Origin of the sequence: Amycolatopsis echigonensis, assembly GCF_014174495.1 — a bacterium.
Classification (GTDB): Bacteria; Actinomycetota; Actinomycetes; order Mycobacteriales; family Pseudonocardiaceae; genus Amycolatopsis; species Amycolatopsis echigonensis.
The window spans coordinates 56,997-77,741 of the sequence record NZ_JACJHR010000033.1; the positions used below are offsets into that span (position 1 = coordinate 56,997).

22 protein-coding genes are annotated in these 20,745 nt (G+C 69.0%); 16 read left to right on the top strand and 6 right to left on the bottom strand.

Going from position 1 to position 20,745, the window contains the following annotated elements; translation table 11 throughout:
• The first annotated feature begins 8 nt into the window (after positions 1-8).
• The 4 genes from H5411_RS23140 to H5411_RS23155 are packed head-to-tail and all read left to right on the top strand — an operon-like array spanning position 9 to position 3,068.
• Positions 9-737 (top strand): nucleotidyltransferase family protein, encoded by a 729-nt coding sequence (locus H5411_RS23140; RefSeq protein WP_101438710.1) that lies wholly within the window; start codon positions 9-11, stop codon positions 735-737.
• Entirely contained in the window at positions 722-1,618 is an 897-nt protein-coding gene (locus H5411_RS23145; protein ID WP_101438711.1) for an NAD-dependent epimerase/dehydratase family protein, read from the top strand. The genes H5411_RS23140 and H5411_RS23145 overlap by 16 nt, the downstream gene beginning before the upstream one ends.
• A complete protein-coding gene (locus tag H5411_RS23150; RefSeq protein WP_158242538.1) occupies positions 1,615-2,280 on the top strand; it encodes a spherulation-specific family 4 protein in 666 nt (221 codons plus the stop codon). Before H5411_RS23145 ends, H5411_RS23150 begins: the two co-directional genes overlap by 4 nt.
• Positions 2,235-3,068, top strand: coding sequence for an endo alpha-1,4 polygalactosaminidase (locus H5411_RS23155; protein WP_101438713.1), 834 nt, complete (start codon positions 2,235-2,237; stop codon positions 3,066-3,068). The genes H5411_RS23150 and H5411_RS23155 overlap by 46 nt, the downstream gene beginning before the upstream one ends.
• A gap of 46 nt (positions 3,069-3,114) precedes the next feature.
• Here H5411_RS23155 and H5411_RS23160 read toward each other — a convergent pair whose 3' ends face one another.
• Positions 3,115-3,645 (bottom strand): hypothetical protein, encoded by a 531-nt coding sequence (locus H5411_RS23160; protein WP_101438714.1) that lies wholly within the window; start codon positions 3,643-3,645, stop codon positions 3,115-3,117.
• An 11-nt stretch (positions 3,646-3,656) separates the two neighbouring features.
• Between H5411_RS23160 and H5411_RS23165 the strand changes: the two genes are divergently transcribed.
• On the top strand, positions 3,657-4,013 hold the full coding sequence (locus H5411_RS23165; RefSeq protein ID WP_143271456.1) for a hypothetical protein: 357 nt from the start codon (positions 3,657-3,659) through the stop codon (positions 4,011-4,013).
• A 49-nt stretch (positions 4,014-4,062) separates the two neighbouring features.
• A complete protein-coding gene (locus H5411_RS23170) occupies positions 4,063-4,896 on the top strand; it encodes an MFS transporter (protein ID WP_101438716.1) in 834 nt (277 codons plus the stop codon).
• On the opposite strand, the gene H5411_RS23175 is transcribed toward H5411_RS23170, so the two are convergent.
• Positions 4,884-5,486, bottom strand: coding sequence for a cytochrome P450 family protein (locus H5411_RS23175; RefSeq protein WP_143271457.1), 603 nt, complete (start codon positions 5,484-5,486; stop codon positions 4,884-4,886). The genes H5411_RS23170 and H5411_RS23175 overlap by 13 nt on opposite strands.
• A 406-nt stretch (positions 5,487-5,892) precedes the next feature.
• Here H5411_RS23175 and H5411_RS23180 point away from each other — a divergent pair, with 406 nt between their 5' ends.
• Complete coding sequence (locus H5411_RS23180; protein WP_101438718.1) at positions 5,893-6,729, top strand: mycofactocin-coupled SDR family oxidoreductase; 837 nt, start codon at positions 5,893-5,895, stop codon at positions 6,727-6,729.
• Between the two features lie 48 nt (positions 6,730-6,777).
• Here the strand turns inward: H5411_RS23180 and H5411_RS23185 are convergent, their stop codons facing one another.
• From H5411_RS23185 to H5411_RS23195, 3 genes are read right to left on the bottom strand one after another with little or no spacing between them, the layout of a single operon-like run.
• Positions 6,778-7,257, bottom strand: coding sequence for a flavin reductase family protein (locus H5411_RS23185; RefSeq protein WP_101438719.1), 480 nt, complete (start codon positions 7,255-7,257; stop codon positions 6,778-6,780).
• Entirely contained in the window at positions 7,254-7,856 is a 603-nt protein-coding gene (locus H5411_RS23190; protein ID WP_101438720.1) for a 3,4-dihydroxy-2-butanone-4-phosphate synthase, read from the bottom strand. Before H5411_RS23190 ends, H5411_RS23185 begins: the two co-directional genes overlap by 4 nt.
• 6 nt (positions 7,857-7,862) lie before the next feature.
• Positions 7,863-8,240, bottom strand: coding sequence for a nuclear transport factor 2 family protein (locus H5411_RS23195; protein ID WP_101438721.1), 378 nt, complete (start codon positions 8,238-8,240; stop codon positions 7,863-7,865).
• A gap of 234 nt (positions 8,241-8,474) precedes the next feature.
• On the opposite strand from H5411_RS23195, the gene H5411_RS23200 reads away from it, so the two are divergent.
• The 8 genes from H5411_RS23200 (at position 8,475) to H5411_RS23235 (ending at position 19,081) form a co-directional block, all read left to right on the top strand.
• Entirely contained in the window at positions 8,475-11,027 is a 2,553-nt protein-coding gene (locus H5411_RS23200) for an ATP-binding protein (RefSeq protein ID WP_101438722.1), read from the top strand.
• Between the two features lie 83 nt (positions 11,028-11,110).
• Positions 11,111-12,289, top strand: a complete 1,179-nt coding sequence (locus tag H5411_RS23205) for an acyl-CoA dehydrogenase family protein (RefSeq protein WP_101438723.1) — start codon at positions 11,111-11,113, stop codon at positions 12,287-12,289.
• 70 nt (positions 12,290-12,359) lie between these two features.
• A complete protein-coding gene (locus H5411_RS23210; RefSeq protein ID WP_101438724.1) occupies positions 12,360-13,901 on the top strand; it encodes a fatty acyl-CoA synthetase in 1,542 nt (513 codons plus the stop codon).
• A gap of 62 nt (positions 13,902-13,963) precedes the next feature.
• Positions 13,964-14,365, top strand: a complete 402-nt coding sequence (locus tag H5411_RS23215) for an SRPBCC family protein (RefSeq protein WP_101438725.1) — start codon at positions 13,964-13,966, stop codon at positions 14,363-14,365.
• A 377-nt stretch (positions 14,366-14,742) separates the two neighbouring features.
• On the top strand, positions 14,743-15,120 hold the full coding sequence (locus H5411_RS23220) for a PEP-utilizing enzyme (RefSeq protein WP_101438726.1): 378 nt from the start codon (positions 14,743-14,745) through the stop codon (positions 15,118-15,120).
• The gene (locus tag H5411_RS23225; protein WP_101438727.1) at positions 15,117-16,319 is read left to right on the top strand and encodes a hypothetical protein; all 1,203 of its coding nucleotides are present in this window, start codon (positions 15,117-15,119) and stop codon (positions 16,317-16,319) included. The genes H5411_RS23220 and H5411_RS23225 overlap by 4 nt, the downstream gene beginning before the upstream one ends.
• Positions 16,316-17,914 (top strand): PEP-utilizing enzyme, encoded by a 1,599-nt coding sequence (locus tag H5411_RS23230; RefSeq protein ID WP_101441193.1) that lies wholly within the window; start codon positions 16,316-16,318, stop codon positions 17,912-17,914. Before H5411_RS23225 ends, H5411_RS23230 begins: the two co-directional genes overlap by 4 nt.
• Positions 17,915-17,935: 21 nt before the next feature.
• Positions 17,936-19,081 (top strand): Rv3169 family protein, encoded by a 1,146-nt coding sequence (locus tag H5411_RS23235; protein WP_208637466.1) that lies wholly within the window; start codon positions 17,936-17,938, stop codon positions 19,079-19,081.
• 51 nt (positions 19,082-19,132) lie between these two features.
• Here the strand turns inward: H5411_RS23235 and H5411_RS48995 are convergent, their stop codons facing one another.
• Entirely contained in the window at positions 19,133-19,966 is an 834-nt protein-coding gene (locus tag H5411_RS48995; RefSeq protein WP_208637467.1) for a helix-turn-helix transcriptional regulator, read from the bottom strand.
• Positions 19,967-20,027: 61 nt separating this feature from the next.
• Between H5411_RS48995 and H5411_RS23245 the strand changes: the two genes are divergently transcribed.
• The gene (locus H5411_RS23245; protein ID WP_101441194.1) at positions 20,028-20,744 is read left to right on the top strand and encodes a PEP-utilizing enzyme; all 717 of its coding nucleotides are present in this window, start codon (positions 20,028-20,030) and stop codon (positions 20,742-20,744) included.
• Position 20,745: the final 1 nt, after the last annotated feature.

Below are 20,745 nucleotides of genomic sequence, written 5' to 3' on the forward strand. Positions count from 1 at the left end.
AGGCGATCATGCACGCGGTGATCATGGCCGGCGGCAAAGGCATCAGACTCCGTCCCTACACGACGCGCCTGCCGAAGCCGCTCGTGCCGATCGGGGACGAGTTCTCCATTCTCGACATCGTCCTGACCCAGCTGGCGCAGGCCGGGTTCGACCGGGTGACGCTCGCGATCGGGCATCTCGGCGAGCTGGTCCGCTCCTACGCCGGCGACGGACGGCGCTGGGGCGTGGACATCGACTACCACCAGCAGGGTTCGGCGCTGGGCACGATGGGTCCGGTGGTGGACCTGGTCGACCGGCTGCCGGAGGAGTTCCTGGTGATGAACGGCGACGTGCTCACCGACATCTCCTTCGCGGACCTGCTGGGCCGGCACCGGGAGAGCGGCGCGCCGCTGACCGTCGCGACGTACCAGCGCCAGGTGCAGGTGGACTTCGGCGTACTGTCCACACAGGACGGTGTGGTCGTCGACTTCGTCGAGAAGCCCAAACTGGACTACCGGGTCAGCATGGGCGTCTACGGGCTGTCCCGGGAGACCCTCCTGCCCTACACCCGAGGCCTGCCGCTCGGCTTCGACGAACTCGTCCTGGACCTGCTCGCCCGGGGCGTCCCGCCGCGCGAATACGCGTTCAACGGCTACTGGCTCGACATCGGGCGGCCCGACGACTACGACCGCGCGAACGCCGAGTTCGACCTCCTCAAGAAGACCCTGCTGAAGGGTTCGCCATGCGCGTCCTGGTGATCGGCGCGTCGGGGTTCCTCGGCGGCCACGTCCGGCGCGCCGCGTGCGCGCGGGGCTTCGACGTGGTCACCGCGGGGCGCAGCCCGGTGCGCCCGGCGGACCGGGACTATCTGTTCGACCTCTCCGCGTGCGTGGCCGGCGACCTCGCCGAGTTGCTCGTCGAGGTGGCGCCGGACGCGGTGGTCAACTGCGCGGGTGCGGTCGCCGGCGACGCGGAAACCCTGACCCGGGCGAACGTCGCCGCGACGGAGAACCTGGTGCACGCCGTGGCGCTGGCCGACCGAGGCGTCCGCCTGGTCCACTTGGGATCCGCCGCGGAATACGGCCGCGGTTCGCCCGGCGTCCCGGTCCGGGAGGACGCGAGTCCTCGGCCGATCGGCCCGTACGGCATGACCAAGCTGCTCGGCACCCAGAGCGTCGTGCACGCGCGCGAGCGGGGCCTGGACTGCGTCGTGCTCAGGGTGTTCAACCCGGTGGGCGCCGGCGCGTCGCTCAGCGGCCTGCCCGGTCGCGCCGCCGCCGCGCTGCGCAAGGCCGTCGCCGACGGCAGCGATCTCCGGCTGGGCCCGCTGGACGCGGTCCGGGATTTCGTCGACGCCCGCGACGTCGCCGACGCGGTGCTCGCCGCGCTCGCGGTGCCGGCGCTCCCGCCGGTGCTGAACGTCGGCAGTGGCCGCGGACTGTCGGCGCGAGCGCTGGTCAAGGAACTGCTCGAAGCGAGCGGAGCCGGGTGCGCGGTCTACGAGGACGCGCCGGGCTCCGTGCGGTCGGCGGACGTCCCGTGGCAGGAAGCCGACCTCACGCTCACGACGCGGACGCTGCCGTGGAGCCCCCGGCGGGATCTCGCGGACGCCGTCGCGGACCTGTGGAGCGCGTCGTGATCAAGCTGGTCGTGCCGGCGTACTTCTACCCGACCGTGCGGCCGGGGGACTGGGCCGAGCTGGCCCGGCACCCGGACCGGATCCGGCTCGTCGTGCTCAACCCGGCGAGTGGTCCGGGCGGGCAGTGCGACGAGGCGTTCCTGCGGCCGCTGGAACGGCTGCGCGAGGCCGGGGTCGCGGTCGCGGGTTACGTCGACACCGACTACGGCAGCCGTCCCGCCGCCGAGGTGCTCGCCGAGTTCGACCGGTACGTCGACTGGTACGAGGCGAACGGCGTGATGTTCGACCGGGTCTCAGCGCTGTCCGCCGATCTGCCGCACTACGCGTCGCTCTCCCGCGCGGTGCGCGCGGCGGGCGCGGGGGTCGTCGCGTTCAACCACGGCGCCCACCCGGCCGAGGGCTACGCCGAGCACGCGGATCTCCTCGGCACCTTCGAAGGCCCGTTCCGGTCCTATGTGGACGCGGGAATCCCGCGCTGGGTGCGCCGCTGGCCCGCCGACCGGTTCTTCCACCTGGTCCACGCCGTGCCCGGCAAGTACTTCGCGGACGTGGAGCGGCTCGCGATCCGCCGGAACGCGGCGAACGCTTACCTCACCGACCAAGGGGGCGCCAACCCATGGCAGTGCCTGCCCGGCGGCCTGCTCGCTTCTTCTCCGTCCTAGCGGCTTTCCTGGCGGCTTTCCTGGTGGCGGGGTCGTGCGCGGCAGCCCCGTCCTCCGTCGCGGTCCCGCCGTCGGTCGTGGCCGGGAAACAGCGCTGGATCCCGGCGCCGCGCACGACGTGGCAATGGCAGCTGAGCGGGACGGTCGACACCACGGTGAACGCCCAGGTCTACGACATCGACGGAGTCGACAACAGCGCGGACGTCGTCGCCGCGCTGCACCGGGCGGGCCGCGAGGTCGTCTGCTACGTGAACGCGGGCGCCGCCGAGGACTTCCGTCCCGACGCCGCGGCGTTTCCGCCTGCGGTCAAAGGAAAGAACGACGGCTGGCCGGGCGAGCAGTGGCTCGACATCCGCCGCCAGGACATTCTGGCCTCGATCATGACGGCCCGGTTCCGGCAGTGCCGGGACAAGGGGTTCGACGCGATCGAGGCCGACAACGCCGACTCCTACGCCGAGGACACCGGCTTCCCACTGACCGGAGCCGATCAGCTCTCCTACAACCGGATGCTGGCCGGGATCGCGCACCGGCTCGGCCTGTCGATCGCGTTGAAGAACGATCTGGAGCAGGTCGGCGACCTGCTGCCGGACTTCGACTTCTCGATCGACGAATCGTGCGCGGAACAAGGCCAGTGCGATCTGCTGGTCCCGTTCATCCGGGCCGGGAAAGCGGTGTTCCACGTCGAATACCGGCTGCCGAACGAGCAGTTCTGCCCGGAAACCACGGCGCTGGGCTTCAGTTCGATGCGCAAGAACCGGAGCCTGGACGCGGCTCGCTGGCCCTGTTGAGCGGTCCCGGCGCCCCCGCGGACGGGAACGCCGGGACCGGGGCGCGTCAGTGCGCCGGTTTGAAGGAAACCTGGATCTGCGCGCTCACGCCCGGAGGCGGGGTGAAGCCGAAGATTTCGCTGCTCGAGTAGTGGCCCGGGATCGCCGGGACGCCGATGTCGTCATTGGTGAGCTTGGTGACCGTGGTCTGGCCGCGGCTGGTCGTAGTGTCGGTTTCGTCGGTGAAGAAGGTGTACGGCCCGGCGCTGCCCGGCCCGACCCACCACTTCGTCACGTCGGCGCTGGTGTGCGCCGCGCCGTTGAAGGCGCCGTGGCTGCAGCCGGTGAGCTCCGCGTCCCCGGTGTTGGCTCCGGTCGCCGGGTTGTGGTCGAGTTCGCCCCACCCCCAGAACCCGCCGAGGTTCTGGCTGCCGCAAAACGCGGGATTGTCGCAATTGAACGAAATCGCGAGCTGGTACACGTCCATCGCGCCGTCTCCGCCGTAAGCCGACGCACTGCCGGCCCCGAGAATCGCCGCGGCGACCGCCAGAACCGCGGCACTCGCGGCGGCGATCAATTTCTTGGCTCGTCCATGCATGATATGTCCTGATGCGGATTTCGCCGACCGCGCCCCGATGCGCGGAACGGTCTGAAATGGAGTCGGCGGGAAAAACCACGGTGTTACCAGTTGTTTTTCAGCCACGGGATTCGCTCGACGGCTGCGGCCGGGGTCTCGGCGCGGCTGAGTGTCTGGGGCCGTTGCCGCCCGAGGATGTCGCTGAGCGTATGCAGGAACTCGCCGATCGCATTGTGCGGCTGTGCGACGCGTACTGCCGAAGCTCGTCGCTGGTGGCGGACGCGGAGTGCGACACGGTTGAGAAGGAGTCGCGCTGGTTGGTCGAAGCGAGTCCGGACTGGATCAAGGGCCCGATCTTGGACGCGCACTTCGCCCTCTTCGCAGGCTGAGGAAATCCCGGCGCACTCGCGGAACCGCCTGCGCGTGATGGGGTCAACGATGACTGACCAGATCGAATCGCCCACGGTGCGTAAAGTGTATCATCGGTTGATTCCGTTGCTTTTCCTGATGTTGTTCTTCAATTACCTGGATCGCAGCAACATCGGTTTCGCCGAACTGGACATGGGTGACAAACTGCGTTTGGGCCCCTCGATTTTCGGTTTCGCGGGCAGCATCTTCTTTCTCGGCTACATGGTGCTCGAAGTGCCGAGCAACCTGCTGCTGCACCGGTTCGGGGCGCGGCGCTGGATCGGCCGGATCCTGCTGACCTGGGGTGCGGTCGCGGCGCTGACCGCGTTCGTCTATGACGATACGAGCTTCTGCGTCATGCGTTTCCTGCTCGGCGTGATGGAAGCCGGTTTCCTGCCCGGCATCGCGGTTTACGTCACCAAGTGGTTCCCCGAGCGCTACCGTGCGCGGGCGGTCGGCGGGTACATCATCGGCAATTCGATCGCGGCGGTGCTGGGCGGCCCGAGTTCCACCGCGCTCATGAAGTATCTGGACCGCTTCGCGAGCCTCGCCGGCTGGCAATGGATGTTCATCGTGGCAGGCGCCGCCGCGATGATCCTCGGACTGGTCGCGTTTCGCGCGATGGCCGAGCGCCCCGCCGACGTCAAATGGCTCACCGCGGAGCAAAAGGCGTGGCTGGAGTCCGCTTTGGAATCCGAGCGCGAGGCACTGGGCGGGCAGCGGCACGTGCCCGTTCTGCGCGTCATCCGCGACAGCCGGGTGTGGAGCCTGTCGATCCTCTTCGGCTGCGCGCTGGTCGGTATCTACGGTCTGCTGCTTGCGGGGAGGTTCGAGCCCCTTTCGTTCGGCCATCAACGGTGTTGACTCACGCGGCCTCGCCGCGTCGGCTTCCGCGAGCTGCTCGGGCGTGATCTCGCCCTGGCTGAGCACGGCGTTGAGACCCGGCATCCGGTCCAAGACCCTGCCCGCCTCCCGCATCGGCGCGTGCAGCAGGCGGCACCGATCAGCGCCGGGATCTTCACCGCGCACTCCCGCCCGAATCCGACCATTTCGTCGCGCCCGGGCAGTTCGCCCAGCCCGCGCACGATGATCTCCTCGACCCGCACCCGCATCCGCTTGACTGTCCGCGGCTGGAACGCCGGTGACGCGAGCTCGCACAGCCGGGTGTGCGCGGGCGCGTCCACGTTAGGGAGGGAGAATCGGTAGAACTCCGCCGTCGGCCCGGTCCCGAAGTGGGCGGGAAACTCGCCTGGGTGCGGCTGCACGGTGTTCTTTGCGGACTTGAGAGCCATTTCGACGTCGGCGTAGCCGGTGAGCAGCCACGAATCCTGCCCGTTCACCACGGTGCGGGCGATCGGCGAAGTCTCTCGCAGGCGGCGATAAGCCGTGTGCCGGTCTGCTGTGAAGGCCGGGTCCGACGGATCCAGACGAACGACATCCGCGGCGTTGGTCATCTCGAAATCGCCTTCGAACTCGCTCAGCCCTCCGAGTGCCTGCCCTGCCAATGCTAGGCAGGGACGCCTCTGCGTCTTGGGCGAAATCTTGGGCCGGGCGGGCGGTTCTCGAAGCCGGGCTCTCGACCTCTTTGGTCGGCAGCAGACCGGGCACGCTAACCCGACCAGCATCGCCATGGTCAAGTGCGTCAGTCCAAACAACACGATCGGAGACCGTCGCATTGCCCAGACCCGGAAAGACGTAAGGCCAGCGCACTGGGCGTGAGCAGTGACAGGGGACAGGGGAGCCGTGCGGAGGGCGGACCCCGCACCCGGGGACCGGACCACGTGGTCGCCCGGTCGTGTGCGGACCGGGTTGGCGGGCAGTGTCGCTCCCGGAACCGTTAACGACGACGGGAGTTGGGAAATGGGAAGTCTTGACGGCAAGGTCGCGCTGGTCACCGGTGCGGCCCGGGGACAGGGACGTTCGCACGCGGTGCGGCTCGCCAACGAGGGCGCCGACCTGATCATCGTGGACATCTGCGGCAAGGTGCCGACTACGGCCTACCGCGGCGCGACCTCGGCCGACCTCGCCGAAACCGCCCAGCACATCGAAAAGGCGGGCCGCAGGGCGGTCTCGCGAGAGGTCGACGTGCGGGACCTCGCGGCGCTGACGGAGGCGGTAGCCGACGGGGTGGCCGAACTCGGCCGCTTGGACGTCGTCGTGGCCAACGCCGGCGTGTTCTCCTCGGCGCCGGTGCACGAATTGACCGAAGAGCAGTGGGACACGATGATCGACGTGAACCTCTCCGGCGTGTGGAAGACGGTGCGAGCCACCGTGCCGACGCTGATCGAGCAGGGCACCGGCGGGTCGATCGTGCTGATCAGCTCCACCGGCGGCACCCAGGGCTTCCCGAACTTCGCGCACTACGTGGCCGCCAAGCACGGTGTCATCGGGCTCACCCGTTCCATCGCCAACGAGCTGGGCGCCCAGAACATCCGGTGCAACGCGATCCAGCCGACGTCGGTGCTCACCGACATGATCGACCACGAGGCGATGTACCGGCTGTTCCGGCCGGACCTGGACTCGCCGACGCACGAGGACTTCCGGGAGGCCTGCCAGGCCGGGATGAACGTGCTGCCGATCCCGTGGGTCGAGCCGCGCGACATCTCCGCCGCCGTGGCCTGGCTGGCGTCCGACGAATCCCGATATGTCACCGGCATTTCGCTGCCCGTGGACGCGGGGGCGATCGGCAAGATGTGAGCACACGGGAAAAGCCCGGCCGCGCGCACGGCCGGGCTTTTCCCGGGTTCAGACGAGGTTGAGCAACGCGCCGTCGTGGAATCTGCTGTGGTGGAACACCAGCGGGCCGGTGCCGTGCCCGGTGTCCAGGCCCAGCACGCGCCCGACGACGATCGTGTGGTCGCCGCCCGGGTACTCCCCGGCGATCTCGCAGTCCACATAGGCGTGCACGCCGTCGAGGACCGGGCTGCCGTGCGGGCCGGGCTGATAGCCGACCCCGTCGAACCGGTCGCCCGGTCCCGCGAACTGCCGGGCGAGCGGTTCCTGGCCCGAAGCGAGCACGTTCGCGCAGAACCGGCTGGACTCCCGGATTCTCGGCCACGTCGAGGAACCGTTGCCCGCGCAGAAGAGCACGAGCGGCGGCTCCAGCGACACCGACGTGAAGGAACTGACCACCATGCCCACCGGCCCGGGCGCGGTCACCACGACCACCCCGGTCGTGAAGCGGCTCAGCGCCGTCCGGAACGCGACCGCGTCGAACTCGCTCATCCTGCTCTCCTTTCCGGCGCCGGGAACAGTTCCGTGACGCTCACCGCTGGGATGTCGTGCTGGCGGGCGAAGGCCAGCGCTTCGCCGTGCCCCGCCATCTCGCACGGGGCACGGCGCGAGACGAGTCCACAGAGGACGGCCGCCGGTTCGGCCCCGGCCAGCCGGGCGAGCTCGACCCCGGCTTCGGCCACGCCGGGCTCGTCGAAAACGCCGTCTGTCGGCCAGGCCCGCAACGGGACCGTGTGGCCAGGCCGGCGCAACTGACCGCGCTCGGTGGCCGGATCGGCGAGCAACCGCGCTGTCCGGCACCGGTCTGCCGCGGAGATCCCGGTGCTCACGCCGTCGGCGGCGTCGACCGCGACCGCCTGAGCGCACCGGTGCGGACCTCCTGCGGTGACCGGTGGCAGACCGAGCCGGTCGCACGCTTGCCCGGTCAGCGCGACGCGGACGAACCCGGAGCCGTGCCGGATGAGGAACGCCAGCGAGGCCGTGGTGGCCAGTGCCGCGGCGACCATCAGCTCGGCGGTGCCGTGCTCGTCGAGAAGGATGACCGGGTGACCGTCCGCCAGCGCCCCGGCCACCCGGGCCCGGAAAGTCATCGCGGATCAGCCGTAGTCGTGGTACTCGACGACGAGGCCGTCGCGGACGGTGTAGCGGCTGCACAGGTCGATGCGGGCCACCTCGCCGGCGGTCGCGAACCCGGGCACGTCGGCCTGTGCGGTGCCCACCCACGTGTGCTCGACGACCACGGTGTCGCCGTCGGAGTGCAGGGCGCGGCGGTTCTCGAAGTGCTTGTCCGGGAAAGCCGCCTCGAAACCCTTGATGATGTCGCCGAAGGCGTCGCGGTCGTTCAGATCCACGCCGCGGTTGTGGTGTTCGACGTGGATGTCCTCGGCGCAGAGCGCGAGGAGCGCATCGCGGTCGCCGGAGTTGTACGCCTCGACGAAGCGCTCGGCGACCTTCACCGGGTCCTGACTGCTCATGCTGGATCCTTCCTGATCGGGTTCTGCTGCCGAGGCTTCCCTGCCGTGCGGTGGACCGGTACCGGGAACGCCCGTGATCCGCCACGTGTCCGGCCCGGCGCGCTGACCTGGGCGATCGCCGGGCGTGCCACGACCGAGGGGGTCAACATCCGCCGTCCTTGACACGTAGTCCGCGGGCCTCGCATAGTTGGCCACGCGTCAACCGGGCTGACGCCTCGACGAGGAGGCATCGTGATGAATGCGCAGGACTGGCGGGAGATCCGCCAGCTGCACGCCGACGGGATGCCGATCAAGGCGATCGCCCGGCACCGGGGCATCTCGCGCAACACGGTGCGGCGCGCGCTGCAGCTCGGCGAACCCCCGGGGCCGCCGCGTGCCAGGGGGTCCGTCGCCGACGCCCACGAGCCCGCCATCCGGGCGCTGCTGGCCGAGGACCCGGCGATCACGGTCGCGGCGATCGCCGTGCGGATCGGCTGGGAGCACTCGACGACCGTGCTCAAGGACCGGGTCCGCGCACTGCGCGCCGAGGCGCAGGGGCCGGCCCCGGCCACGCCCGGCCCGCGTACCGAACTTCCCGCGCAGCTCACCGAATTCGTCGGCAGGGAAGGGGAGCTGGCCACGATCCGGCAGGTGCTCGGCTCGGCTCGGCTGGTCACGCTGCTGGGGCCTGGCGGAGTCGGCAAAACCCGGCTCGCCATCCAGGCCGCCGACAAGGTCCGCCGTGCCTTCGCCGACGGCGTCCGCTGGGTCGAACTCGGCGCGTTGCGGGATCCGGCTTTGCTGGCGCAGACGCTCGTCGACGCGCTGGGCATCCGGGACCGCTCCGCGAGCCCGCGGCACCTGCTGGTCGACCATCTGCGCAACCGGCAGCTGCTGCTCGTGCTCGACAACTGCGAGCACCTGCTCGGCGCGTGCGCGGAACTGGCCAGTTTCCTGCTGCACGGCGCGAAAGAACTGCGGATCATCGCCACCAGCCGGGAAGCGCTCGCGATCCCGGGCGAGCACGCGGTCGCCGTGGCACCGCTGGGGGACAGCGCGGTCACGCTGTTCGCCGCTCGCGCCCGGGACATTCTGCCGGAATTCTCCCTGGACGACGCGAATCTCGCGCTGGTGCGGCGGATCTGCGGGCAGCTCGACGGGCTGCCGCTGGCGATCGAGCTGGCGTGCGCGCGGCTGCGGGTGCTGTCGCTGTCCGAGCTGGCCGACCGGCTCGGACATCGTCTGCGGTTGCTGACCGGCGGGAACCGGGCGGCCCCGGAGCGGCACCGGAGCCTGCAGGCCACGGTGGACTGGAGCTTCGAGCTGTGCGCCCCGGTGGAGCGCCAGCTGTGGATCCGGACCTCCGTGTTCGCCGGGAGTTTCTCGCTCGCCGCCGCCGAGGAAGTGTGTCAGGACAGCAGGCTCACCGACGATGACATCGTCGACGGGATCGACGGCCTGGTCGGAAAATCCCTGCTGCTGCGGGAGGAGGAGCACGGCGAGGTCCGGTTCCGGATGCTGGAGACACTCCGCGAATACGGCCAGGCGAAGCTGAACGACAAACAGGCGGCCGAACTGCGCGCCCGCCACCACGCCTACTACGCCCGGATGGTCGGCGACGTCACGAGGCAGTGGTTCGGCGAGCGCCAGCAGCAGTGGTGCGTGAAGCTGCGCCTGGAACACGCGAACCTGCGTACGGCCTTCGAAACCGCGCTGGCGCGGGGCGGCGACGGCGCTCGGCTGATCGGTGCGCCGTGGTTCCTCTGGGCGGCCGGGTTCTCCTTCACCGAACACCGCTATTGGCTCGAACGCGCGCTCGGCCTCGAGCGGGACGCCTCGCCGGACCGGGCGCGGGCGCTCGCCACCCTCGGGCTCGTAGCCACGCTGCAAGGGGATCGTGACGCCGCGAGCCGCGCACTGGCGGAAGGGATGCGGATCGCCGAGGCCGCCGGGGACGCGTTCGGGTTGGCCTACAACCGGCACGAGCAGGGGCTCGTGGCGTTCTTCGGCGGGGACTTCGGCAGCTCGGAACGTATCCTGCTGGAGGCACTGGACCGCTATCAGGGCACCGAGGCGCCCCTCGACCTCCTCGGTTCGCTGCGTGTCCACTTAGGACTGCTTTACATCTTCGCCGGCGACACCCACGAAGCCCTGCGGCATTTCGAGCAGTTGCGCCCGCAGTGCGAGCAACACGGTGAGCGCTGGATGTTGTCCTATGCCGTGTACGGCCTCGGCCTGGCCGCGCTGATGTGCGGGGACCATGACGAAGCCGTCGCGCGAGCGACGGAGAGCCTGCGCATGAAGCAGCCTTTCGACGACACGATCGGGCTTTCCCTGACCACGGAACTGCTGGCATGGAGCGAAGCCGCGCGCGGGGAAGCCGAGCGGGCCGCGGTCCTGCTCGGTGCGGCCGAGACGCTGTGGGCATCGGTCGGGATGCAGCTCTACGGCTCGGAACACTGGCTCGACCAGCGCACCCGGTTCGAACGGCAGGCCCGGAACGGGCTGGGAGACAAGGGATACGACTCCGCGCTCGCGCGGGGCCAGGCGATGTCACGCGATCGGGTTATCGAGTTCGCGCTGGGCGAGCGGAGGGGGGTCAACCGGGTCCGCCCGGGCGGGTCCGGCCTGTCGCGGCGGGAATCCGAAGTCGCCGAACTGGTCGCCGAGGGACTCACGAACCGGGAGATAGCGAGGAAACTGGTCATTTCCCACCGCACTGTCGAGGGCCACGTCGAGCACATCCTGGACAAGCTCGGCCTGTCCCGGCGCGCGCAGGTCGCGCAATGGCGGAAAGCGGGTGGCTGACCACGTGGCGGCCCGGATGTGACGACCCGGTTCCGGCGGGAGTCTCGAAGGCGCCCAACGTGCAGTCAGAGAGGACCAAGCACATGACCGGAACCCTCGCCCGCCCGGCCACGGACGCCCTGTCCCGGGCGAAGGCCGTCGCGCCGCTGATCGAGAGCGAAGCCGACACCATCGAGCGCGAGACCACGATCACCCGGCCCGTCGTCGACGCGCTGATCGAAGCGCGGTTGTTCTGGCTGATGGTGCCCGAGGAGTACGGCGGCCTCGGGCTCGGCATGGTCGACTCGCTGAAGGTCATCGAGGAGATCTCCCGTGCCGACGGGTCCACCGGCTGGGCGCTGATGGCCAACGCGTTCAGCACCGGCATCGCCGTCGGCTTCTTCAGCGAAGAAGGCGCGCGGGAGATCTTCGACCAGCCCAACCCCGGCATCACCGCCGGGATGATCCTGCCGACCGGCAAGGCGAAGCGCGTCGACGGCGGCTATCTCGTCAATGGCCGTTACCAATTCGCCAGCGGTTCCGCGCACGCCAGCTGGATCGGCGCCGGGTTCGTGGTGCACGGCGACGACGGCGAACCCCTGGTGTCCGAGACCGGCGACCCGGTGTGCCGGGTGGCCTTCGTCCCGCGCGAAAAGGTCGAGTTCCTGGGCAACTGGAACGTGATGGGCCTGGTCGGCACCGGCAGCTACGACTACGCGGTGACCGACGTGTTCGTGCCGGAGAAGCACACGATGGACACCTTCTCCACCACCCCGGTGCGGCCGGAGCCGCTGTACAAGCTGGGCCTGCTGGGCATCGGCGTCGGCGGGCACTCGGGCGTCGCGCTCGGGCTCGCGACCCGCGCGCTGCAGGAGATCGTGACCATTTCCTCGGGCAAGGCACGGCCAGGTTACGACACCTTCGTCGGCGACTCGGCGTTGTTCCGGCGCGAATTCGCCAAGTACGAGGCGCTGTTGCAGGCCGCGAGGGCCTACGTATACGACATCCACGGCGAGGCGGAGCAGACCGCCGCGGCGGGCGAGGAGATCACCGCCGAGCAGCGCGCGCGGATGCGGCAGGTCACCACGTGGGTCCAGGAGGTGGCGAGCGAGGTCGTCGGGTTCGCGCACCGGTGGGGCGGCAGCCAGTCGATCCGCAACCCCAGCGCGCTCGGCCGGTGCACCCGCGACGCCGCCGTCGCGACCCAGCACCTGCTGGTCGATCCGATGACCCTGGTGGAGGCCGCGCAGGAGATCCTGCCCGGCTACCTGCGCACCGCCTGAAAACTGCCTCGCGGGCGGCCTGTGGCCGGGCTGCCCGCGGGGTTTCCACAACGGAAGAAGGAGAAATCCCGTGACCGTCGAACGGGCGCGTGCGCACAGCCTCGCCGACATCCCGCGCCGCTCGGCGGCCCGCTTCCCGGACAAGACGGCGGTGGTGCACCGCGACGTCCGGCTCACCTTCGTCGAGTTCGACGGCGTGGTGGACCGGGTCGCCGCGGCGCTGCAGGCGGCGGGGCTGGGCCCCGGCGACACGCTCGTGGTGTTGTCGCACAACTGCTGGCAGTTCCCGGTGCTCGATTTCGCCGCCGCGCGCGTCGGGGTGGTGTTCGTGCCGGTCAACTTCATGCTCACCGGCGGCGAGGTCGGCTACATCCTGCGTGATTGTGGCGCCGATGCCTTCGTGGTCGAGGACGCGCTGCTGCCGGTGGCCGAGAAAGCGTTGGCAGAGCACGAAGTCCGGGTGCGTGCGGTGATCGGTGAGCACGTTCCGTCCGGGTGGCGGGACTTCGCGGAGTGGTCCGGCGCAGACGGGCGACCGCGGCCAGTGGACGTCGGAGACGACGACGTCATCCGCATCATGTACACCTCGGGCACGGAATCCCGCCCGAAGGGCGCGATGCTCACCAGCCGCTCGCTGATGTGGCAGTACGTCAGCTGCATCGTCACCGGCGGGATGGAAAGCAGCGACGTCGAGCTGCACGCGATGCCGCTGTACCATTGCGCGCAGCTGGACAATTTCCTCTCCACGGACCTGTATCTCGGTGCGACCAGTGTCATCCTCGACCGGCCCGACCCGGCCGCGATGCTGCGCGCGATCGAGGCGGAGCGGGTGACGAACCTGTTCGCCCCGCCGACGGTGTGGATCTCGCTGCTGCGCGAGCTCGGCTCGACGGACATCACGTCGCTGCGCAAGGGTTACTACGGCGCTTCCGCGTTGCCCGTGGAAGTGCTGGGGGAGATGAAGAGGCGCCTGCCGGAAATGCGGTTCTGGAACTTCTACGGGCAGACGGAAATGGCGTCACTGGCCACCGCACTCGGCCCGGAGGACCAGGAATCCCGCCCCGGCTCGGCGGGACGCGCGGCGCTGAACGTCGAGACCCGCGTCGTCGACGACGCGGACCGGCCGCTTCCGGCGGGCGAAGTCGGGGAGATCGTGCACCGCAGCCCGCACGCCACCGTCGGCTACCACGGAAAGCCGGAGCAGACCGCGGACGCCTTCCGCGGCGGCTGGTTCCATTCCGGCGACCTCGGGTACCTCGACGAGGAGGGCTACCTGTGGGTGGTGGACCGCAAGAAGGACATGATCAAGACGGGCGGGGAGAACGTCGCCACTCGTGAGGTCGAGGAAGCGTTGTACACAGTGGACGGCGTCGCGGAGGCCGCGGTGGTGGGAGTGCCGCACCCGAGGTGGATCGAGTCGGTGACGGCGGTCGTCGTCGCGGTACCCGGGAGCGGGCTCACCGAACGCGACGTGATCGAGGGCTGCCGCCGGGTGCTGGCGGGGTTCAAGGTGCCCAAGTCAGTGGTGTTCGCCGATTCCCTGCCGAAGAATCCCAGCGGCAAGATCCTCAAGCGCGAGCTGCGGGAACGACTGTCCCCCAGAGCGGACTAGGCGCTCGGCACGCGGGTTCGTAGCGTTCGGCCGCAGCAACCCGACGAGCGTGGAGGACAGCAATGCGAGTGGTCGAAACCCTGGTGATCGCGGCGGCGCCGGCGACGGTGTGGAAGACCGGCGGGGACACCGCGAACATCGCGGACTGGGTGCCCGCGATCGAAAAGTCGAGCCAGGACGGCGATGTGCGGCGCGCGACGTTCGTCGGCGGCGGAGTGGCGAGCGAGCGTATCGTCGAGCACGACGATGCCGCGCGGACTTATGTCTACGAGTACCTGTCCGGCCCGCTGGCGTTGCGCTCGTACCGCTCCCGGTTCACTGTGCGCGACCACGCCGACGGGGCGGAAGTGGTGTGGGAAGCCGATTTCGTGGCCGAGTCCGCCGACGAAGAGCTGGCGCTGGGCGAAGCCATCCGCGGGATCTACCGCGCGGCGCTGGAATCGCTGGCAGTACTGTCCCGCTGAGCCCGCGATGTTCGCACCGTCGTTGGACCTCAGGCCGAAGCCGCCGGGCGTACCTCGCCAACCCGATGGCGAAGCACGGAATGATCCTGGTGACGCGACTCCGGCGTCGCGCGACCTCCTCGTCCGTGAGAGCGGTACTGGCAACTTCTTGGGAAACCCGGCACGAGCGGTACCGCTGAACCACCCCCACCGCAGCCCGGCGCGTTCCTCAACGCGCCGGGCTGTTCGTCCTTCAGCGCCGCCGGGGCCGGCCCGCGGACCAATGTCCCCCTAAGTGCACTGTGGCGCAGTTCACCCCGCTCGTAACGTCCGCTCTGCGCTGGCGCGCGTGTCCGAGACAACCGAACTCCCCAGCGTCGGGGCGGAACGGAGTAGCGATGAGCGGAGAGCTGAACGAGGTCGGCACGGGAGTGAATCTCTTCCCCGCCGGCCGGGTTCGCGGCACCGCGAGGTGGTTCAACGACACCTCGGACGTGCTGTCGATCGACGACGACGACCTGGCCGGCACGATCGCGTTCGTCAGCAAGGGCGGGATGACCTTCCTGTCGCCGATCCTGCCCGATCTCAAGGCGATCGTGTGCACCGCGGGCAGCCGGGAGTCGCACCTGGCGATCCTTTCCCGCGAGTCCGACGTGCCTTGCGTGCTGGCCGCCGAGCTGCCGAGGCCCGTGTCCGACGGCGACACCGTCGTCCTCGACCTCTCCGACGCCGAGACCGCGAAGGTGGCCGTCGTGGCAGGGGCGGTGAGCGCATGACAGCGCAGCTGAGCACTCCGGCCAACGTGGAGGCGATCTGCACCGACCCGTCCTACGAGCCCACGCTCGAGGAATGGAACTGGATCGTGCGCACGGCGGGCGCGGCCTACAAGTCCGAACTGTCGGCCCGCACGGTGTTCGAGTCGGAACTGTTCGGGATGAACACCTACATCCTGATGTCCATGATGGAGGATTACCTCCGCGTGCCGGAGCGCATCCGCGCCATCACCAGGCACGCGAGCGCGACCGAACTCGTGCGCAAGGCACTGCCTATCGGGAACAAGCGCAGCTTCATCAATCTCGCCGCCATGCCACTGCACTACCTGACCGGGCGCGAGCTGTTCGTGGACCTCGGCGAGAACACGCTTTCCGACGGGCTGGACGACCAGCTGGAAGTGCTGCGCTTCTGGCGCGAGGCCACGATAGCCATGCGCACCGACGGAGTGCTGTTCAACATGGACGCCGAACCCGCCGACAGCTCACACGTAGTGGACGACGCGCTGCTGGCCGAAATCCGCGGCAACCTCGTGCCCGCCGACGACGCGACCAAAGCGGGTATCCGCAAGTTCGGGGCGCGGCTGACGGCATACGCCTTCCTGGAGAACTGCGACGCGCGCACCGCGGTGTGCGACACCGGCCCGTACCTGTTGGAGGACGGCACGTTCCTCGCGCTGCGGGAGACCTGTTTGGACGGTGACGGAGACTTCCCGTGGGTCGACGGAATCCGGGAAAGTCTGCCGTACCGCCATTTCGTCCTCGCCTACCGGCTTCCGGGCACGGTCAAGATGGACAACAATGTCTGGGGGACCGCGTGGTTCACCCCGAGCGACTACCAGGCCGACATCCTCGAAACACGCGTCTTCTGCACCGACGGCGGGCAGCTGCGCCCGCTCGGCGCCGACGAGGTCGAGGAAGCCACGAAGGCGATCCGCAAGGCACACCGCGCTCTGTACCAGCGCCTCGCCGAGACCGACCCCAGGGAGCGCAACCTCTACGCGACCCAGATGTACGCGTGGAAACTCAAGGCGTGGGCGCGGCTCGCCGGCTGCTACGACGAAATCGACTGGAGCGTCAGCCCGCGCATCGCGGCATCGTATGGAAAGTTCAGCGACCCGGAGCTGGCGCTGAGTCTCATTGGCGGGGTCTTCGTACCCCAGGACCGGGACGGGTGCTTCCGTCCGATCGGCAGGCAGGCATGAGCATCATCGGCAAGGGAACCCCTTCCTACACCTTCGCCCCGGTGACCGGGACGATCCGCAACTTCCGCTCGCCGGAGGACGTCATCGCGTCGCTGGACAGCGATCTGGAGGACACCGTCGCGCTGGTGGCTTCGGGCGGGACCACGTTCCTGTCCCCGATCCTCGGCAGGCTCGGCGGGATCATCTGCCGCGACGGGACGCTCCGCTCGCACCTGGCGATCGTCTCCCGCGAGTTCGAGGTGCCCTGCCTCGTCGGGACCGACCTGACGGAACTGACGGACGGCACGAGGGTGACCCTGGACATCGACGACGGTGCTGGTGTGGTCCGGGAAAGCGCTTCCGCGGATGTGCGCGAACAGTGGTGGGACTACATCCGGCGGGTCGGCGACGAGATCGCGGTGAAGGACTTCGACCTCACCGTCCCGCCGGCCGCGCTGGACGCCCTGATCGCCGAGGAGCTCACCGACGAGCGGCTCGACGACCTGGTGCAGCACATGGGCCGCGCGTTCAAGCCGGAGATGACCCGCCGCTCGGGCTTCACCTCCGAACTGTTCCCGATGCTGCCCTACATGTCGCTTTCGGTGATCGAGGACTTCCACAGCTACGCCCGCCGGGTCGCGACGATCGACGCCGCGATGCCCGCGGAGGAGCTGGGGCGACGGCTCCGCACGGGCCCGAACCAGGTCAGTCCGCTGTGGATCTGGATGATCGGCTACCACTACCTGTGCGGCCGCGAGTGCCTGATCAACATGGGCAAGGTCCGGCGGGACGAACGACGCGACGAGGTCCGCGCGGTCGTGGACTTCTGGCGCAGGCTCGCGCTCGCGCATCGCGGCGACGGGACGCTCGACTACAAGGACGCGGGGTTCACCAACCGTTACCTGCCCGGCGAGGTCGTCACCGAGCTGACCGACGCCGCGACCGCGCTCGACCCGGCCGGCGCGAAGGCGCTCAAACGGCTCAACGCCACCGTTTCGGGCTATTCGTTCCTGTACTTCTGCGATTCGCGCGTCGGCATCTGCGATTCCGGGCCGTACCCGTACTCCGGCGATCAGCAGACCATCGTGCGCGATTACCTGTCGCTCGGCCCGAGCGCGTGGGCCTACCCCTGGGCAGAAGACCTCGAACCCCCGTACGCCGGGCTCACGATGGCGCTCGTGTTCGACCGTTCGGCGTTCACGGAGTTCGAGATCAACGACTGGGGCACCACGTTCACCGAACCCGACCAGCTGCTCACCGCCGTGCGCAAGGCCGCTGTGTTCGGCTACCGGACGGACGGCACGCGGGAGTTGCTCGACGCGACGGCGTGGCCGGAGGTGGCAGCCGAACTGAGCAAAAGCCACATGAAGCTGTACCAGCGGTTCGCCGCGATGGACCGGCGCGAGCGGATCCTCGCCGCCACCACGATGTACACCTCGGGCCTGCGCCCGTTCGCGGCACTGGCCGGGGTGACGGACCAGATCGACTGGTCCCTGTCGCCGGACACCCTCGCCCTGTACCCGGACCCCTTCGACGACGACGACCAGGCCGCCGCGATCTTCGGAACAGCGTTGGTGGCCAACGACATGCCGGGCTCGTTCTCGCCCGTCCGCTAGTCCTTGGGAAGGAGGCGCGTCGTGCGCCAATCCATGCAGAAGATCGTCCCGGCCGACGAGCTGCTGTGTCATCAGACTCCGGAGACATTCGCGACGATCGCGCACGCCGACATCTCGTGGACCGAGAAGCTCTGGGCGTCGCTGTTCGCGAGGGACGGCTCGCTCCAGGTCGACTGCGGCATCGGGAAATACCACAACCGCAACGTGATCGACATGTTCGCCGGGGTCTCGCGCGGCAAAGAACAGCTGACCGTCCGGGCGAGCAGGCGGCTGGATCGCGAGCCCGACCGGGTCGGGGTGGGCCCGCTCGACTACGAGGTGCTGGAGCCGCTGAAAGCGGTGCGTTTCGTGCTGCGGGAGAACCATTTGCTGCCGATCCGGTTCGATCTCACGGTCACCGGGGTGCTGCCGCCGTTCCTGGAGGCCAAGGACGGCCAGCGTGAGCCGGACGGGTTCCGGATCTGCTCGGATCTGCTGCGCTACCACCAGTCTTCGACCGTGCGCGGGCACATCTGGATCGACGGCGAGCAGATCGAGGTCCGCGACGACGAATGGTTCGGTTTCCGCGACCATTCGTGGGGCGTGCGGATGGACGTCGGAGAGCCGGCTCCCGACGTGTTCCGCAGGCAGCGGCTGGACGGCGACTTCCTGCTCACCTGGAGTCCGATGTGGATGCAGCGGCCCGACGGCAGTGGTTACGAGATCCACCATTACCACCAGTGGGTAGACGGGGAGACCACCTACTTCTCCGGGTTCGTCAACGAACCGGACGGTACCCAGACCCCGTTGCACCATGTCCGGGACGAGCTGAAGTTCGACCCGGTGAACCGGCGGCTGCTGGGCGGGAAGATGACCTTCGACGCCGGCTGGGGCGAGACCCGCACGGTCGAGATCGAAGCGGCCAGCGACACCGGTTTCCACCTGGGGACCGGCCTGTACTTCGGGTTCAAGGGGCACCGGCACGGCACCTGGCTCGGCGAGTCCCATGTGGATGGTGAACGGTACGCGGACGTGTCCGACCCCGAGACGGCGCGGGAGGTGCACCAGCTGCGCGACTGCGTGATCCGGTGCCGCGAAGGCGATGCTGTCGGGTACGGCATTTTCGAATCGATGGTCATCGGGGAACATCCCCGGTACGGACTGACCAAGGAGAGTTCGTTCCTGTAGCAGGAGCGGGAAAAGAAGGCCGCGGATCGGAAAGATCCGCGGCCTTCTTCGTCACGTCCGGCAGGAGCGGGAGAGCAGCGCCAGTTCCATCCGGGACTGGCAGCCGGTGAGACCCAGGATCCGGCTCACGTACTTCTTCACACTGTCCTCGGCCAGCGAAAGGGTTTCCGCGATCTGCGCGTTCGACAACCCGTCCGCCACCAGCCGCACGACCTGTCGCTGCCGCTCGGACAGCCGGCTCACCGCCGCCTGCGAGCGCGACATCGGCAGGCTGCGGCAGATCACCGACAGCTGCCTGCTCAGCAGCCGAAGCGTCGCCAGTTCGTGCGCCCCGAGCTTGTCCGGTGCCGGGTCGAACATCCCGATCAGCGCCAAATGTCCGTCCGGCAGCTCCACGCGGAGCGCGGCCGCGGTCTCCATCCGCCAGGTGGCGACGAGGAAATGCCGCACGTACGCGTCCGCCGAGGCGGGCAGCGCGGCCTGGGACGTGAGTTCGGCCAGGGAAGAAACCCCGCTGGAAACCAGCTGCCGCGTCGCCGCGGGGGTGCCGAACACGTCGTGGCGTGCCCAGCGCTCCTGGTACTCCGGCAGCATCTTCGACGTGTTTCCCTCGGTCAGCGGGGCGACGTCGCCGAATACGTTGTGAAACGTCGCGCCGGCGAAAAAGGACACGTGCTTGAGGGCGAAATGTTCTTGCAGCGCCTCGACGACGCTCTCCTTGAAGTCGACCACCGAAGGTGCGATGTCGCACCGCTCGAGCACGTCGAAGGCGCGCTCGTAGTCATCCCTGGCCAGGGATGCTCGTCTGGGCGAACGAGCCCGGCTCTGCGGGGACGTGGCCGTCATCGTCGACGCCGGACTGTCCACCAACGTGGACTGTGTCACATCGGCCAGCATACCTAGCTTTGGATTTCAGCGAAAGGCAACGAACCACAGCGAGGTGGCGATGTCCGAATCCACGGTGAATCCTCCCAAATGGGGGTCGGCCGAAATCCTGCCGCTGCCCGGCCGCTTCAACGCCGCCGTGCGGGAGCTGGCCGCGCGGCGGTTCGCCGCGACCGGCGCGCGATGGAAGGACGTGGTGTTCGAGCGGCAGTTCGACCTGTTCTCCCGTTCCGACGCCCAAGCGGTGGAGCAGGAAGCGCTCGACGACGGCTATCGGTTCGACTTCTCGGCGACGGTGTCGCTGGAGTCCGAACCGGACAAATACAAGCGGCCCGAACGCGCCGCCAAGTCGTTCGCCGCGGAAGGCGCCGCGGACGGCCGCAGGCAGGTCGGCGTCGGGGACAACGTGATCCGCAAGGCCGAGTCGGTCACCGGCCCCGTCGCGCTGATCTCCAAGATCGAACAGGTCATGGGCTATCTCGCCGACGGGATCCCCGAGGGCACCATCGCCGTCATCGACGACTCCGGCGGCACGCTCACCGCGCCGATCATCGAAGGTTTCGCCGGGGTCGTCTGCCTGGGCGGAACGGTGCGCTCCCACCTGGGGATCCTCGCGCGGGAGTACGACGTGCCCACATTGATGAACTGCAAGATCGACACCCTCTCCGACGGCGACGTCGTCGAGATCGAGGTGACCGCGGCGCCGCCCGCGGCCGACGCGTACGAAACCGGCGACACCGGGCACGCCCGGATCTGGCTGATCGGGAACGAGGGCTGAA